Origin of the sequence: Massilia sp. BHUDP2, from assembly GCF_046236355.1 — a bacterium.
Lineage (GTDB): Bacteria > Pseudomonadota > Gammaproteobacteria > Burkholderiales > Burkholderiaceae_D > Telluria > Telluria varians.
In genome coordinates this window covers 974,996-990,580 of record NZ_JBJUVW010000003.1, presented here as the reverse complement: position 1 = coordinate 990,580, position 15,585 = coordinate 974,996, and the positions used below count along the sequence as shown (strand labels likewise).

Here is a 15,585-nt window from a genome sequence, read left to right as displayed (position 1 = left end):
AAGGCCGGAACCTAAGTTTGCATGCTAACCAGTAGCTTTCACCGCAGCTGGTACGCAAAGGAATTGGATTCCGGCCTTCGCCGGAATGACGTGCGGAGGGCGCGGACCGTAAAGTAAACAGGGGCAGCGCCGCCAGGCACTGCCCCTGTTCTTTTATGCGCGGCCCGCTACTCCCTGCTCCGCTCCCTCTCCGACTCGGTCTTGCTGTCCTTGCCCGACGAGGTCGCCCCCTTCGTCCCGCTGCCGCCCATGGCGGCCGCGCCGCCACCGCTCGATGCGTTCGCCAGCGCCTGACGCAGCATGTCGGCCTGCGGATTCTTCACCTTGCCGCTCAGGACGTCGCGCGCCGCCACCTGGCGCCGGTAATAGGCCGAGGTCTCGTCTTCGTCGTAGTCGATATCCGTGATGTTGAGGGCCGCGCCGCCGAACAGGCCTTCGGTGTCGGCCCAGGCCGTGATGTTGCCCCAGCCGGCCGAGCCTTCGCCCTTCTTCGACCAGTCGACCAGCGTCAGGCCGGCGTCGGCCCCCAGCGAGAACTTGTTGTTCTGCATGAAGCTGTTGAGGGCTTTCTGGTCGTTGAGCACGAAGGCGATGGCGCCGGCTTCGGCCCCCGCCTGCAGGCCGGCGGTGATGCCGCCCATGTTGTAGAAGGCCGGGTTGCTCCAGGTATTCCCGTTGCGCACCAGGAGCACGCCGGCGCCGCCGCGCGCGCCGACACCCAGGGCCGCTTCGCCATACTTGGGCACGACGAACACGCCCTTCGCGCGCTGCAGCAGTGACTTCATCTCCGGCGTGGCCTGCATCTGGTGCACGACCCGGATGGCACTGTTGACGTGCTCGTTCGCGTCCTTCATCTCTTCCTTGTGGCGGGCCGTGCCGGGGGTGGCGGCTTCCTTGGCCGGACCGACCTGGGCAAGGGCGGCCCCGGCCGTTCCAGCCAGCAGCGTGGCAAGAGATGTCGCAACGAGTCGCTTCATGGTCCTGTTCATGATCTCTTCTCCCTACGATGGCGTTGAACGAGCGGATAGCCTAAACCCCGCACCGATCGGGTAGCGCCACTTTGAGTGCGCGAAATGGATCGCAGGAATGATCTGCAAAACGCCCTCCTTCAGCCTTCATGACCTGGCAATAAAAAAGGACAGGCTTCTGGCCTGTCCTTCGGTGTCACTGCGTAGCTGGATGAATTACGCAGCCAGCTGCTTCTCCAGCTTGGCCTTGGTGTCCACCAGCTCCTGCGGCAGGTGGTAGGCCAGCTTCTCGAACAGCTCGCTGTGCAGCTTCAGCTCTTCGTTCCAGGCGTCCTTGTCGATCGAGGTGATCTGGGTGAACTGCTGCTCGGTGAAGTCCACGCCTTCCCAGTTCAGGTCGCCGTAGTTCGGCGAAGTGCCGAACAGGTGCTGCTGGCCGCCCTGGGCGCCGCCTTCGGCGCGGTCCAGGATCCACTTCAGCACGCGCATGTTGTCGCCGTAGCCCGGCCACACGAAGCCGCCGTTCTCGTCGGTGCGGAACCAGTTGACGCAGAAGATCTTCGGCGCGGTGCCCTGCGCTTCGATTTTCTTGCCGAGGTTCAGCCAGTGCTGGAAGTAGTCGCTCATGTTGTAGCCCATGAACGGCAGCATCGCGAACGGATCGCGGCGCACCACGCCCATCTGGCCGGCGGCGGCGGCGGTGGTTTCCGAGCCCATGGTGGCGGCCATGTAGACGCCTTCCACCCAGTTGTTGGCTTCGGTCACCAGCGGCACGGTGGTCGAGCGGCGGCCGCCGAAGATGAAGGCCGAGATCGGTACGCCGGCCGGGTCGTCCCAGGCAGCGTCGATCACCGGGTTTTGGGTGGCGGCGACGGTGAAGCGTGCGTTCGGGTGGGCGGCCTTGGTGCCGGACGCCGGGGTCCAGTCCTTGCCCTGCCAGTCGATCAGGTGATCCGGCGCCTGCTTGCTCATGCCTTCCCACCACACGTCGCCGTCGTCGGTCAGCGCCACGTTGGTGAAGATGACGTTCTCGCGCAGCGAGGCCATGCAGTTCGGGTTGGTCTTGTCGTTGGTGCCCGGGGCCACGCCGAAGTAGCCGGCTTCCGGGTTAATGGCGTACAGCTTGCCGTCCGCGCCCGGCTTGATCCAGGCGATGTCGTCGCCGATGGTGGTGACCTTCCAGCCGTCGAAGGCCTTTGGCGGGATCAGCATGGCGAAGTTGGTCTTGCCGCAGGCCGACGGGAAGGCAGCCGCGACGTATTTCTTGTCGCCTTGCGGCGATTCGACGCCCAGGATCAGCATGTGCTCGGCCAGCCAGCCGGTGCCGCCCTGCTGCGCTTCCTGGTAGCCCATGTTCGAGGCGATGCGCAGGGCGAAGCACTTCTTGCCCAGCAGCGCGTTGCCGCCGTAGCCCGAGCCGAAGGACCAGATCTCGCGGGTTTCCGGGTAGTGGACGATGTACTTGGTGGCGTTGCACGGCCACGGCACGTCCTTCTGGCCGGCAGCCAGCGGCATGCCAACGGTGTGCACGCAGGGCACGAATTCGCCGTCCGCGCCCAGCACGTCGAACACGGCCTTGCCCATGCGCGTCATGATGCGCATGTTGACGGCGACGTAAGGCGAGTCGGACAGTTCGACGCCGATATGGGCGATCGGCGAGCCCAGCGGACCCATCGAGAACGGCACCACGTACAGCGTGCGGCCGGCCATGCAGCCGTCGAACAGGCCATTCAGGGTGCGGCGCATTTCGGCCGGGTCCATCCAGTTATTGGTCGGGCCGGCCTGTTCGCGGGTGGCCGAGCAAATGTAGGTGCGGTCTTCGACGCGGGCGACGTCCGACGGGTCGGACCAGGCCAGATAGGAATTCGGACGCTTCGCCGGGTTCAGCTTCTTCATCGTACCGGCTTCGACCATCTGCGCGCACAGGCGGTCGTACTCTTCCTCGGAGCCGTCGCACCAGTAGATGCTGTCAGGCTTCGTCAGGGCGGCGATGTCCGCGACCCAATTGATGAGCTTTTGGTGTTTGACGTGAGCAGGAACGTTCAGTGCGGCGACGCCGCCCATCACGGGCTGGTTCATAGATACCTCCAATGCCAATTAAGAATACTGTCGTGGCAGGATCATCCGTCTGGCCGTGCCTTAAAATGGCGATCCGCTCCAGCGGAGCGCGGCGTTTACGGCGGTCGTGTCGACGGCCTCATAAGGGGGAAGCCGAAGCGGTGCTGCCGGGTCCGGCACAAGCGTGTCAAACCCTCAAGAATTGGCCGATTGTACACCCGCAAAACCCGATTCACGCTCATCTACTACAAAAAAGTAGCCAAAAATGACCGAGTAATGTAGTAGGCTATTCGGAGGCTTTTTGGAAGCTGTTATTTCGCTACGTGATCGAACTTATTTGAAAGCAACTTTTATGCGAATAGCTGTTTTGGACGATTATCAGGACGCCGTGCGCGGCCTGCAATGCTTCCGCCTGCTCGACGGACACGAGGTCAAGGTGTTTACGCATGCGGCGCGCGGACTCGGCCAATTGGCCGCGCGGCTGGCGCCCTTCGATGCGCTGGTGCTCATCCGCGAGCGCACCGCCTTCCCTGCCGCGCTGCTGGCCCGGCTGCCAAACCTGAAGCTGATTTCACAGACCGGCAAGGTCAGCGGCCATATCGACGTGGCGGCGGCGACCGCACACGGCATTGCGATCGCCGAGGGCATCGGCTCGCCGGTGGCGCCGTCCGAACTGACCTGGGCCCTGATCATGGCGGCCAGCCGCAAGATCGTGCCCTATGCGAGTAACCTGAAGGACGGCCTGTGGCAGACGGCCTCGATCAATCCGGTGCTCAACGGCCTGGGGCGTTCGCTGCGCGGGCGCACGCTGGCGATCTGGGGCTACGGCAAGATCGGCCAGCTGGTGGCCGGCTATGCGCGCGCCTTCGGCATGCGCGTGCTGGTGTGGGGCAGCGAAGGCAGCCGGCAGAAGGCGCTGGCCGACGGCTTCGAGGCGGCAGCCTCGCGCGAGGCCCTGTTCGCGCAGGCGGACGTGCTCACGCTGCACCTGCGCCTGGGCGAGGCCACGCGCGGCATCGTCAAGGGCGAGGATTTCGCACGCATGAAGCCGGATGCGCTGTTCGTCAACACGAGCCGGGCCGAGCTGGTCGAGGAAGGGGCGCTGGAGCAGGCGCTGCGGGCCGGACAGCCTGGTTACGCGGCGCTGGACGTGTTCACGAATGAACCGCTCAGGCCCGATTCGCCGCTGCTGCGTATCCCGACGGTGCTGGCCACGCCGCACCTGGGATATGTGGAGCAGGACAGCTACGAAATCTATTTCCAGACCGCGTTCGAGAACCTCGTGCGGTTTGCGGCAGGGCAGCCGGATAATATTTTGAACCCGGAGGCGCTTGGGAAGCGGTGAAGTGAGCGGCTTCGGATGGGAAATTAGGCTCCGGCCTACGCCGGAGCGACGGCTTCCAGGCTAATGGAGAATACCAGCAGCGCCATTCGTCACCGTCAGCAACAGCACGTCGCTCCGGCGAAGGCCGGAGCCCAATTCTGCAGTGCAGAGAGAACAAAAACGAGCGCAGCGAGCAGCAGCAATCAGCGCAGCTCCGGCTCTCCGGTAATCAGATTCACCTTCCGCACCGGCATCACATGCGTGCCGGTCCACAAGCCCGCCCAACCCGGCGGCCAGCCGATCTGCGGCCCCGCATACGGCTGCAGCCCCGCCCGCACCGGCACCACGGGCACCGGCGGCGCGTCGATCAGCTTGCCGCCGCTTGGGCGCTCCATGTTCAGGCTGTACATGTACCCGGGCAAGAGCAGCTCGCAGACCTGCGCGAACCAGGCCGTGTGGTCCTCGTCGCGCCCCAGCGCCTGCGCCAGGCCCTGCGGATCGAACTTCGCCAGCGCATGGATCAGTTCGTCGGTGCTCGCGCCCGGCGAATCGCCCCAGCCCATCACCGGATTGTTGTTGTAGTCCGCGCCCGAGCCGTACCAGCCTTCGCGCCAGGTGCGCTGCATCCAGTTGCGCGGGCCGGTGAACAAATGCCAGCGCCAGTGCAGGCCGGAAGGTTTGGGCCAGGAGTACAGGTACAGCTTCTGGTAGCCCGCCTCGTGCAGCGCGCGCACCACTTCCATCAGGCGCGCATGCGGCATGCGGTCCGGCGGGGCGCGGCGGAACAGGATCGGCTCGCCATCGGCGTGCTGCACCTCGTCGCTCGACAGATTCAGGTCGAGCGTGCGCTGCTCGCTGCCGAAGCGCGCCGAGATCCAGCCGGTCAGCAGGTTGACGTGGGTGATCACGCCATAGCCTCGATGGCGGTGAAAAATGACGGTGCCCGGTGCGACGGCTTTCATGGGAGTAACTGGGAGAGAAATAGGAAGAAGATGGGTGAGTCTACTCATCCGATCCTGAAGATTCTAGCGCAGTCACAGTCAGATACACTACCGTTTGCGGCTATCATTACCCACCTTTTTTCTGCACGTGGACAAACCAACATGACTTTGCGAATCATCGCTACCGGCGGCACTTTCGATAAACACTACAACGAACTGAACGGCGTGCTCGGCTTTGCCGAAAGCCACCTGCCGGCAGTGATCGCGCGCTCGCGCATGACCATTCCGGTCGAGCTCGAAGTGCTGCCGCTGCTCGATTCGCTCGACATGCAGGACCCGGACCGCCAGCGCGTGCTGGCCTCCTGCCAGGCGGCAAAAGAAAAAGCCATCGTCATCATCCACGGCACCGATACCATGCGCGAAACGGCGGCCGTGCTCGGTGCAGCCAGCCTCGGCCAGACCATCGTGCTGACCGGCGCCATGATCCCCTACGAGATCGCCAACTCGGACGCCCTGTTCAACCTCGGCTTCGCCTGCGGCGTCGCGCAAACGCTGCCGGCCGGCGTCTACGTGGCCATGAACGGCCAGGTGTTCCCATGGGATAACGTCACCAAGAACCGCGCCGCCGGCGTGTTCCAGCAGCTGTAACTCACAAAACCTTCAGGGCAAGGCGCACCGTCGAAGACAGTACGCGTGTACGGCAAGACGGTGCAACGCAGCCATGGAGGTTTTGTTTGCAGGCGCGCGCTCCCTACGCGCGCGCCTTCCTATACTGCTCTCTCCAAACGAATTTGTCCGAGGAGAGAGCAATGAACGAGCAGCGTCCTATCCTGACCACGCGCCAGGGCCATCCGGTCCGCGACAACCAGTCGCTGCGCTCGGTGGGCGAACGTGGTCCGGCCACGCTCGAGAATTACCAGTTCATCGAAAAGATCACCCACTTCGACCGCGAGCGCATCCCGGAGCGCGTGGTGCATGCGCGCGGCACCGGCGCCCACGGCTACTTCGAGCCCTACGGTACCATCGGCGGCGAGCCGGCCAGCAAGTACACGCGTGCCCGCGTGCTCAACGAACTCGGTGTCCAGACCCCGATCTTCGTGCGCTTCTCGACCGTGATCGGCGCCAAGGAGTCGCCCGAGACGGCGCGCGATCCGCGCGGCTTCGCCATCAAGTTCAAGACCGTGGACGGCAACTGGGACCTGGTGGGCAACAACCTGAAGGTCTTCTTCATCCGCGACGCAATCAAGTTCCCGGACATGATCCACGCCTTCAAGCCCGATCCGGTCACCAACCAGCAGGAGCCGTGGCGCTTCTACGACTTCATCTGCAGCCATCCGGAAGCGCTGCACATGGTTACCTGGGTCAAGAGCCCGTGGGGCATCCCGGCCACTTACCGCGAGATGGAAGGCTCGGGCGTGAACACCTACAAGTTCGTCAACGACCAGGGCGTGGCCCACCTGGTGAAGTTCCACTTCCAGCCCAAGCAGGGCGTGCGCAACCTGACGGCGCAACAGGCCGCCGAAATCCAGGCCCACGACACCAGCCACGCCACGCGCGACCTGTACGAGGCGATCGAGCGCGGCGAGTTCCCGGAATGGGAATTCTGCGTGCAGATCATGAGCGACAGCGAGCATCCGGAACTCGACTTCGACCCGCTGGACGACACCAAGCGCTGGCCGGAAGACCAGTTCCCGCTGCTGCCGCTGGGCCGCATCGTGCTGAACAAGAACCCGGATAACGTGTTCGCCGAGACCGAGCAGTCGGCCTTCGGCACCGGGGTGCTGGTGGACGGCATCGACTTCTCGGACGACAAGATGCTGCAGGGCCGCACCCTGTCCTATTCCGACACCCAGCGCTACCGGGTGGGCCCGAACTACCTGCAGCTGCCGATCAACCAGCCGCAGGAAGGCGCGGCGGCGCGCACCAACCAGCGCGACGGCCAGATGACCTATTACGTGGACGGCCGCGGCCAGGACAAGCACATCAACTACGAGCCGAGCCTGATGGGCGGCTACAGCGAAGCGCCGAAGCCGGAGAAGGAATACAACCAGTACGTGGAGGGCCACCTGGGCCGCTACCAGACCACCCGCACGATGGACGACTACGCGCAGGCGGGGGCGCGCTACCGCACGTTCGAGGACTGGGAGCGCGACGACCTGGTCAACAATGTGGGTGGCGACCTGAAGAAGTGCCCGGCGCCGATCCAGCTGCGCATGGTGTGGCACCTGTGGCACTGCGACGAGGATTACGGCCGCCGCGTGGCCGAGGTGGCGGGCATCGACCTGGAACAGGCCAAGGCCTTGCCGCCGCTGCCGGGCAAGCCGGCGCCGCACCAGAACCGGTCGGGGCCGACCTACTCGAGCGGCAAGCCGGAACAGGGGGATGAGCCGTCGACCAGCGAGGAGATGGCAGGAGCGAAGTGAGTTAGCTTAAAGACGTCATTCCCGCGTAGGCGGGAATCCAAGTTCTGCGTGCGCTACCGAAACGCTTGCAAAATTGGGTTCCCGCCTGCGCGGGAACGACGTTTACGGGCTAATGAATATAGGGGCGCTGCTGGCCTGCTTAGGCCTTGGCTTCGCCGCCCAGCGCCTCGACCACGTCCGCCATCAGCTTGGCCAGTTCGCCGGTCATCAAGGTGATGTCGTTGTCGAAGCGCTCGTCGTCGCTATAGGTGACCGCTTCGCCTTCCTTGATCACGTCCAGCGGCTTGACGCCCTTGATGGCCAGCGACTCGGTCAGCACGAAGCTGATGCGGTCGTTCCAGGTCATGGCCAGGCGGGTGCACTGCTTGCCGGCGGCGATGTGGCGGCGGATGTCGTCCGGTTCCAGCGTGTGCTTCACGTAGCGCACGGCGGCGCGGCTTTCGCCGGTGGCGCGCAGTTCGGTGTCCTGGTCGATGGTGAAGCCGTAGGGCGCTTCGTCCGCTTCCAGCCAGCCGGTCATCACGGCCACCGGCGAGCGCTGCACGCGCAGCGATTCGAGCGGCATGCGGTCCACTGCCTTGAGCAGCAGCTTGATGACGTCGTCCGCCTTCGACGGGCTGGCGGCATCGACCACGAGCCAGCCGTTGACCGGGTCGATCCAGACCCAGACGTTGCTGCGGATCGAGAAGGCGCGCGGCAGCAGTTCGTCGGCCACGCGTTCCTTCAGTTCCTTCATTGCCTTCTTACCCGGCGGGAAGCCCTGCTGCTCTTCCAGCTCGGCGGCCTTGGCCTTGGCGACCTGGTTGATGACCGAGCTCGGCAGCAGCTTCTTCTCGGTGCCCAGCATCATCAGCATCTGCTTGTTGACGACGTGGACCAGCTTGCCGTTGCCGCGTGGCGAATCCCAGCCCTGGCGCAGCAGTTCATTGCTGCTCGCGGGCGTGAAAGCCTGCGACTGCAGGGCTTCTTCCATCTGTTCCGGGTTGAATGCCCAGGGGGCGGGCAGGCGATAAATCTGGAGATTCTTGAACCACATACGCTGTTATCCGATTGTTTCAGTATTTCAAGGGAACGACATTCTACGCTGCTCAGCGGAAATTGCGGCTGGCAGCACGGGGAAAAAATTAATCTGTTGACGAGTCGCCAACTGCCTCGACGATCGCGGCCGGCAACGCGTCGTCGAACAGGCGCAGCTGCTCGACCGTCTCGGTATCGCTCAGGCGCACGCCGACACCCAGCAGGCGCACCGGGCGGCTGTGGCGGGCCCAGCCGGTTTCCATCAGGCGCGCATAGGTCGGGATATGTGGCGCATAGCCAACACACTCGACCGTGGTCTGCTGGAAGTCCGAGAACTTGATCTTCACAAACAGCTTGTTGATGAATTTTTCGGCACCGTTGCGCTTGATGCGGCCCAGCAGGTGCTCGTACAGATCCGGCAGCAGCCGCAGGCAGGCGTCCAGGTTCGGCACGTCCGGCGTGTAGGTCTCCTCGGTGCTGATCGACTTGCGCTCGCGCGAGGTGTTCACCGCGCGCTCGTCGATGCCGCGGCACAGTTTGTAGAGCCGGTAGCCGAAGCTGCCGAAATGCTCGGTCAGCCGCTCGATGCTCCAGTGGCGCATGTCGGCGCAGGTCTGCAGGCCGAGCCGGTGCATCTTCTCGGCCGTCACCTTGCCCACGCCGTACAGCTTCTTGACCGGCAGCGCGGCAACAAAAGCATCCACCTCTTCCGGGCGCACCAGGAACAGTCCGTCGGGCTTGTTCCAGTCGCTGGCAATCTTGGCCACGAACTTGTTCGGCGCCACCCCGGCCGAGGCAGTAATGCCGACGGTGTCAAAAATGCGGCGCCGGATCTCCTGCGCGATCAGGGTGGCGCTGCCCTTGCAGTGCGGCGAGTCGCTGACGTCGAGGTAGGCTTCGTCGAGCGAGAGCGGCTCCACCAGCTCGGTGTAGTCGCGGTAGATGTCCATGATCTGGCGCGAGGCGATGCGGTATTTTTCCATCGCCGGCGGAATCACCAGGAGCTGCGGGCACAGTTTCATGGCCTGGGCGGTGGCCATGGCCGAATGGATGCCGTAGCGGCGCGCCTCGTAGTTGCAGGTGGCGATCACGCCGCGCTGGTCGGGGCGGCCGCCGACCGCGAGCGGACGCCCGCGCAGCGACGGGTCGTCGCGCATCTCGACCGATGCGTAGAAACAGTCGCAGTCGCAATGGATGATTTTACGGAGCGGAGAATTCACATGGACGACGGCAGGTGACGGCAGGGCCGACTACTGTTATTCCATACAGTATCCGTTTTTTCTTGCAAGACGTCAAAAAAAGAACGCGCGGCATGCCGCGCGTTCCCGGACGAAGGCGGCGCAGGGGAGCGCGCCGCTTCCTCCTGAACTTACCAGCTCAGTTTCACGTTATAGGTGCCGGCGCTGCCGACACTGCCGCTGTAGTACACCACGCGCACGTAGCGGCTGGCGGTGGTGGTGCCGGTGTTGGCCGAGCTCGCGCTGTCGACCGCGCCGGCGCCGTTCTCGCTGCGGCTGAGCAGGGTGCCCGCGCTGTTGTAGATGTACAGGTCGTAGTCGGAGCTGCTGTTCGGCGTCATCGTCGCACTCAGGGTCTTGCCTGCCGGCAGATCGACACGGAAGTAATCCGTATCGGTCGAGCTCGACATCGTGGCGTTCACCGTGGTGCCGCTGGTCGAGACCAGGTTGGCGGTGCCCAGCGTGTTGTTCGACTCGGTCTCGTTGATGACCGTTCCGCTCGGCGGGGTGGTGCCGCCGATCGCCGCATTCACCGCCGCGGTCGCGTCGACGATGCCGGTGCCGCAGCCCGAGCAGGTCGCCGGGAAGGCGCGCGCGGTCGACTTCAGCATGCTTTCCACCTGGTCCGGAGTCAGGGTCGACTTGGCCGCGAACATCAGCGCTGCCACGCCGGCCACGTGCGGGGTCGCCATCGAGGTGCCCTGGTAGCCTGCATAGTTGTCCGAGCCCGGAGTCGACGAGCCCGAGTTCAGGGTCGAGATCACGCTGTAGCTGCCGTCGCCGCCCGGGGCCGCCACGTCGACCAGGGTGCCGTAGTTCGAGTAGGAAGCACGGCCGCCGGTCTTGCCGGTGGCTGCCACGGCGATGACGCCCGAGCAGTTCGCCGGGCTGGCGTTGCTGACGTTCATGTTGTCGTTGCCGGCCGCCACGACCACGACCGAGCCGCGCGAACGGGCGCCGTTGATCGCGGTCTGGGTGGTGGCGTCGCAGGCGCCGCTGCCGCCCAGCGACAGGTTCAGCACCTTTGCCTTGTTGGCGTTGGCCGGCACGCCGGTCACGGTGCCGCCCGAGGACCAGGTGATCGCGTCGGCGATGTCCGAGGTATAGCCGCCGCACTTGCCGAGCACGCGCACCGGAATCATCTTGGCGTTGTACGCCACACCGGCCACGCCCAGGCTGTTGTTGGTCTTGGCGGCAACCGTGCCGGCCACATGGGTGCCGTGCCAGCTCGAGCCCGATGCCGGCGAGCCGGCGTAGCATTCGCCTGCCGCAACCCAGTCGCCCGGGTCGCTCGCATCGCTGTCGCGGCCGTTGCCGTCGTTGCCGATGGTGGCGCTGCTGATGAAGTCATAGCCCTGCAGGAACTGGCCGCTCAGGTCGGCGTGCGGGCGGTAGCCGGTGTCGATCACGGCCACGACCACGCCGGTGCCGGTCGACTTGTCCCAGGCGGTCGGCAGGCGCAGGCCGCCGGTCGCGTCCGTGTAGTGCCACTGCTGGGCATAGTACGGGTCGTTGGCGGTCGCCATGTGGGTCATGATGCGGTCCGGCTCGGCGTATTCGATGTCCGGGTCGCGCGCCATCATTTCGGCGGCCAGTTTTTCGACTTCCTGCAGGTGCTTGCGGCCATTGAGCTTGAACACATGGGCGCCGGTCGAGATCGCATGGCTTTCGCTGACGGTCATGCCGAACTCCTGGCCTGCACGGGCCAGCTTGGCCTTGCGGTCGGCCTTGACTTCGGCGGCGCGGGCCAGGCCCTTGGCAGCCGGCGCCGAATCCTTGTACTTCACGATGATACGGTCTGTCTCCAGGATGAACTTCTGCTCGGCTGCGCCAGCCGTGGCTGCCACGAATGCGAGTGAGATTGCAGCGCACATCTTCAACATTGCAGGATGAATCGAATGCGATTGCTTCATGTTTCTTCCTTATTGTGTGTTTTCCGTCAAGCGAGGACCCTCGCCTGTGTCATTGATTTCCGGTCATTGCCGGTGCCGTCTGAATGCGGCGAAAAGCAGCGTAATACGAAAGGAAAAGGCTGTGCGTGACAATTGGAGACAATTTCGGCGTATTAACAACACTCCGGCTAACCCATGCTTTAGAAACATGTTTTCTTCGGCGAAACGTTAAAACAGGCAAATATCGTATGCCACAATTGTGTTGACATATCTTAAAAACCTTTCCTTTTGGATAAGGTGAAGGAGCCCATATTGTCCGCGCTTAAAGACAAATAAAAAGGCCGCGCTGGGCGCGGCCTTCGAGTTCAAACCGGTGGAGATGCCAGGGCATTTACAGCACGTCGGTTTCGATGACGATGGCGCGAAAGTCGTTGACATTGGTACGGGTAGGGCCGGTGACGATCAGCTGGCCAAGGGCGGCGAAAAAGCCGTAGCCGTCGTTGTCCGCCAGGTGCGCGCGCGCATCGCGTCCCTGGGTGCGCGCCCGCGCCAGCGTACCGGGCGCGAGCCAGGCGCCGGCATTGTCTTCGCTGCCGTCGATGCCGTCGGTGTCGGCGGCGAGCGCGTGCACGCCCGGCAGACCGTCCAGGGCGACGCCGAGCGCCAGCAGGAATTCGGCATTGCGCCCGCCCCTGCCCTGGCCGCGCACGGTGACGCTGGTTTCGCCGCCCGAGAGGAGCACGCAGGGCGCGCCCAGTGGCTGGCCATGCTGTACGACCTGGCGCGCAATGCTGGCATGCACCAGCGCCACCTCACGTGCCTCGCCTTCCATGCTCGACGACAGGATCAGCGGCGCATAGCCGGCCGCGCGCGCAGCGCTTGCCGCGGCATCGAGCGATTGCTGGGCGGTGACGATGACATGGGTGGCGTTGCGCGCCAGGCGCGGATCGCCCGGCAGCGGCGCCGCCAGCTGCGCATCCATCAGCACCGTGCGCACGGCGCCTGATACAGGAATCCGGTACTTCTCGAGGATGGCGAGCGCGTCCAGGCCGGTGCTGCCGTCGGGCACGGTCGGGCCCGAGGCCACCACGGCCGGATCGTCACCCGGCACGTCCGACACCACCAGGGTCACCACGCGCGCCGGGTAGCAGGCCAGCGCCAGCCGTCCGCCCTTGATGGCGGACAGGTGCCGGCGCACGCGATTGATCTCGCCGATCGGCGCACCACAGCGCAGCAGCTCCCGGTTCAGCGCGCGCTTTTCCTCGAAGCTGATGCCGGGCGCGGGCAGCGACATCAGTGCGGAGCCGCCGCCGGACACCAGGCACAGCACCAGGTCATCCGGCCCCAGCCCGGCGGCGGCTTCCAGCATGCGGCGGGCGGCGTCCTCGCCGGCTGCGTCCGGCACCGGGTGGCCGGCTTCGATGACCTCGATGTGGCGGGTCGGCGCGCCGTGGCCGTAGCGCGTGACCACCAATCCCTCGAGCGGTCCCTGCCAGTGGCGCTCGACCGCCTCGGCCATGCGCGCGGCCGCCTTGCCGGCGCCGAGCACCAGGGTGCGCCCCTTGGGCGGCGGCGGCAGGTGCGGCGCGACCAGGTGATAAGGATCGGCGGCGGCCAGGGCGGCGTCGAACAGGTGCTGCAACAAGGGGTGGGCGGTGGGCATGGCGGTTCTCATCGGAGCGAAGCATGATATTTACACAAAAGCGCCGGGATCGTGAAAATGGCGCCCATCCTCCTGGAGTTGTCGATTTTTTTCGAAAACCCTTGCACACCTTGAATTCCAGCCTCTATAATTCGGGCCTCTTCGGACGCAATGACAAGCGTCGGACAGAAACCTCTGAATAGAGAAGCCGGGCGCTTAGCTCAGTTGGTAGAGCGGATCCCTTACAAGGATTAGGTCGGGAGTTCGAGCCTCTCAGCGCCCACCAAGCACATTCAGCAGGTTGATCGAAGTACTGATCAGAGTAAACGGAGCGGTAGTTCAGTTGGTTAGAATACCGGCCTGTCACGCCGGGGGTCGCGGGTTCGAGCCCCGTCCGCTCCGCCAGTATCAAGGGAAAAGGTCTGATTCGTCGGACCTTTTCTTTTTCAAAGTGACGAAGAAGAATAAAACGGAGCGGTAGTTCAGTTGGTTAGAATACCGGCCTGTCACGCCGGGGGTCGCGGGTTCGAGCCCCGTCCGCTCCGCCAGCTACAAAGAAGGGGTCCGAGAAGTCGGACCCTTTTTCTTTTCTATCAGAGTGTTCACCCCTGCGGGTGAACACGGGCCGTGGGCTCGAAGGGATTCGCTTGCAAGCGAATCCGCGGCCCGCGGCACGTGGGCGAGCCCCGTCCGCTCCGCCAGCTACAAAGAAGGGGTCCGAGAAGTCGGACCCTTTTTCTTTTCTATCAGAGTGTTCACCCCTGCGGGTGAACACGGGCCGTGGGCTCGAAGGGATTCGCTTGCAAGCGAATCCGCGGCCCGCGGCACGTGGGCGAGCCCCGTCGCTTTGAACACCTCAAAGAAAAGTGGTCCGCCAACGCGGACCACTTTTCTTTGCATTCCAGGTTTTTCAAGCCCGCCGCTGCTGCGGCCTCCCCGCTTCAACCCGATCCCTTCCCCCGCTCTTCGCCGCATACAGCGCATGGTCCGCCCGCGCCAGCGCCATCCCAAGCGTCTCGTTCGGATCGAGCACGACAACGCCGATACTCACCGTCATCGTATAGTTGCTGCCGCTGGTGATCACGACCGCCTCGCGCACGGCCTGGCGCAGGCGTTCGGCGGCGGCCAGCGCACCGGCCAGTTCGGTGCCCGGCAGTACCATCGCGAACTCCTCGCCACCGAGGCGACCGATGGTCTCATGCGCGCGCAGGGTCGCGCGCGCGGTGCAGGCGAACACGTTCAGGGCCTCGTCGCCGGTGGCATGGCCGAAACGGTCGTTGATCTGCTTGAAGTGGTCGATGTCCATCATCGCCAGCGCCAGCGGTTGGCGCTGGCGCAGCGCGGCCTGGCGTGCGTTCTCGGCACGCTCGAGGAAGGCGTGGCGGTTCGGCAGGCCGGTGAGGCTGTCGGTGGTGGCCAGGCGCGCCATCTCGGCATCGTCCTTTTCCTTGCACAACAGCAGAAAGCCGAAGCCGTTCACGATCATCAGGAGATAGCCGGCCAGGTAGGCCGACTCCTGCGCGGCACGCTGGCCCAGCGGGGCATCGCTGCCCAGGCAGTTGGCGACCCATAGGCCGACCGAGACCGCGAACACCGCGTCATTGGCGCCGATGATCCGTTGCAGCAGGGTGGCGCGGCGACGCGGACGCAGCAGGATCCAGGCCATCGCCGCCGAGAACAGCGCGAGGACGCCGGCGACCAGCGCGGTGAGATAGGGTACGGGTGCACCGGCGCTGCCGGCCGCCAGCACGATGGCCAGGGCCAGCGCCGACATCGGCAGCAGCACGCGCTGCCAGCGCTCGAGCCCGAAGAAGATGCAGTAGGCAGCCACTTCCAGCGAGATCGCGAGGACCCAGCCGGCGCCCTCGATGCCATTGAGCATGGGAACGTCGAAATAGACACGGCACCAGCCCAGCAGCTGGCACACGCCCATGCCGAAACGCGCCCACATCCACAGGCGCAATCCCGGACTGGGCGCGGCGCCATGCGTGTAGCCCGCCATGAGAACGGCAAACGCGATGTTGCCGACGCCTAGCGCCAGCAGGAAGGAAGGAATGTCGAGCACCGCTGATCCCATGGGTG

Annotated in this window: 11 protein-coding genes and 3 tRNA genes; 6 read left to right on the top strand and 8 right to left on the bottom strand. The window is 64.7% G+C overall.

The window, feature by feature from the left end; genetic code table 11:
- Positions 1-167: 167 nt before the first annotated feature.
- Together ACK6C6_RS21200 and ACK6C6_RS21195 are read right to left on the bottom strand one after the other, a co-directional pair.
- Entirely contained in the window at positions 168-977 is an 810-nt protein-coding gene (locus tag ACK6C6_RS21200) for a lipid-binding SYLF domain-containing protein (protein ID WP_409269121.1), read from the bottom strand.
- A 207-nt stretch (positions 978-1,184) separates the two neighbouring features.
- Positions 1,185-3,047 carry a phosphoenolpyruvate carboxykinase (GTP) gene (locus tag ACK6C6_RS21195; RefSeq protein WP_409269120.1) on the bottom strand — a complete coding sequence of 621 codons (1,863 nt, stop codon included), beginning with the start codon at positions 3,045-3,047 and terminating at the stop codon, positions 1,185-1,187.
- Between the two features lie 331 nt (positions 3,048-3,378).
- On the opposite strand from ACK6C6_RS21195, the gene ACK6C6_RS21190 reads away from it, so the two are divergent.
- The gene (locus ACK6C6_RS21190) at positions 3,379-4,371 is read left to right on the top strand and encodes a D-2-hydroxyacid dehydrogenase family protein (protein ID WP_409269119.1); all 993 of its coding nucleotides are present in this window, start codon (positions 3,379-3,381) and stop codon (positions 4,369-4,371) included.
- A 182-nt stretch (positions 4,372-4,553) separates the two neighbouring features.
- Here the strand turns inward: ACK6C6_RS21190 and ACK6C6_RS21185 are convergent, their stop codons facing one another.
- The gene (locus ACK6C6_RS21185; protein WP_027867115.1) at positions 4,554-5,312 is read right to left on the bottom strand and encodes a hypothetical protein; all 759 of its coding nucleotides are present in this window, start codon (positions 5,310-5,312) and stop codon (positions 4,554-4,556) included.
- A gap of 141 nt (positions 5,313-5,453) precedes the next feature.
- On the opposite strand from ACK6C6_RS21185, the gene ACK6C6_RS21180 reads away from it, so the two are divergent.
- Entirely contained in the window at positions 5,454-5,939 is a 486-nt protein-coding gene (locus tag ACK6C6_RS21180; protein WP_209589762.1) for an asparaginase domain-containing protein, read from the top strand.
- Positions 5,940-6,100: 161 nt separating this feature from the next.
- Positions 6,101-7,714, top strand: a complete 1,614-nt coding sequence (locus ACK6C6_RS21175) for a catalase (RefSeq protein ID WP_209589763.1) — start codon at positions 6,101-6,103, stop codon at positions 7,712-7,714.
- A gap of 139 nt (positions 7,715-7,853) precedes the next feature.
- On the opposite strand, the gene ACK6C6_RS21170 is transcribed toward ACK6C6_RS21175, so the two are convergent.
- The 4 genes from ACK6C6_RS21170 to ACK6C6_RS21155 form a co-directional block, all read right to left on the bottom strand.
- Positions 7,854-8,750 carry a recombination-associated protein RdgC gene (locus ACK6C6_RS21170; protein WP_036211683.1) on the bottom strand — a complete coding sequence of 299 codons (897 nt, stop codon included), beginning with the start codon at positions 8,748-8,750 and terminating at the stop codon, positions 7,854-7,856.
- Between the two features lie 88 nt (positions 8,751-8,838).
- Positions 8,839-9,951 (bottom strand): DNA polymerase IV, encoded by a 1,113-nt coding sequence (gene dinB, locus ACK6C6_RS21165; protein ID WP_409269118.1) that lies wholly within the window; start codon positions 9,949-9,951, stop codon positions 8,839-8,841.
- 149 nt (positions 9,952-10,100) lie between these two features.
- Positions 10,101-11,816 (bottom strand): S8 family serine peptidase, encoded by a 1,716-nt coding sequence (locus tag ACK6C6_RS21160; RefSeq protein ID WP_409269117.1) that lies wholly within the window; start codon positions 11,814-11,816, stop codon positions 10,101-10,103.
- A gap of 436 nt (positions 11,817-12,252) precedes the next feature.
- Positions 12,253-13,524, bottom strand: a complete 1,272-nt coding sequence (locus ACK6C6_RS21155; protein WP_409269116.1) for a glycerate kinase — start codon at positions 13,522-13,524, stop codon at positions 12,253-12,255.
- Positions 13,525-13,713: 189 nt separating this feature from the next.
- Here ACK6C6_RS21155 and ACK6C6_RS21150 point away from each other — a divergent pair.
- The 3 genes from ACK6C6_RS21150 (at position 13,714) to ACK6C6_RS21140 (ending at position 14,051) form a co-directional block, all read left to right on the top strand.
- Positions 13,714-13,789: transfer RNA gene (locus ACK6C6_RS21150), tRNA-Val, on the top strand.
- A gap of 42 nt (positions 13,790-13,831) precedes the next feature.
- Positions 13,832-13,908, top strand: a tRNA-Asp gene (locus tag ACK6C6_RS21145).
- Between the two features lie 66 nt (positions 13,909-13,974).
- Positions 13,975-14,051: transfer RNA gene (locus ACK6C6_RS21140), tRNA-Asp, on the top strand.
- A gap of 362 nt (positions 14,052-14,413) precedes the next feature.
- Here ACK6C6_RS21140 and ACK6C6_RS21135 read toward each other — a convergent pair.
- Positions 14,414-15,580, bottom strand: coding sequence for a GGDEF domain-containing protein (locus ACK6C6_RS21135; protein WP_409269115.1), 1,167 nt, complete (start codon positions 15,578-15,580; stop codon positions 14,414-14,416).
- Between the last annotated feature and the right edge of the window lie 5 nt (positions 15,581-15,585).

Bases quoted from the DNA above. Each gene is read 5' to 3' on its own strand.
- ACK6C6_RS21195 (WP_409269120.1), bottom strand. From the start codon at position 3,047: ATGAACCAGCCCGTGATGGGCGGCGTCGCCGCACTGAACGTTCCTGCT.
- ACK6C6_RS21175 (WP_209589763.1), top strand. From the start codon at position 6,101: ATGAACGAGCAGCGTCCTATCCTGACCACGCGCCAGGGCCATCCGGTC.
- ACK6C6_RS21200 (WP_409269121.1), bottom strand. From the start codon at position 977: ATGAAGCGACTCGTTGCGACATCTCTTGCCACGCTGCTGGCTGGAACG.
- ACK6C6_RS21190 (WP_409269119.1), top strand. From the start codon at position 3,379: ATGCGAATAGCTGTTTTGGACGATTATCAGGACGCCGTGCGCGGCCTG.
- ACK6C6_RS21170 (WP_036211683.1), bottom strand. From the start codon at position 8,750: ATGTGGTTCAAGAATCTCCAGATTTATCGCCTGCCCGCCCCCTGGGCA.
- ACK6C6_RS21155 (WP_409269116.1), bottom strand. From the start codon at position 13,524: ATGCCCACCGCCCACCCCTTGTTGCAGCACCTGTTCGACGCCGCCCTG.
- ACK6C6_RS21180 (WP_209589762.1), top strand. From the start codon at position 5,454: ATGACTTTGCGAATCATCGCTACCGGCGGCACTTTCGATAAACACTAC.
- ACK6C6_RS21135 (WP_409269115.1), bottom strand. From the start codon at position 15,580: ATGGGATCAGCGGTGCTCGACATTCCTTCCTTCCTGCTGGCGCTAGGC.
- ACK6C6_RS21185 (WP_027867115.1), bottom strand. From the start codon at position 5,312: ATGAAAGCCGTCGCACCGGGCACCGTCATTTTTCACCGCCATCGAGGC.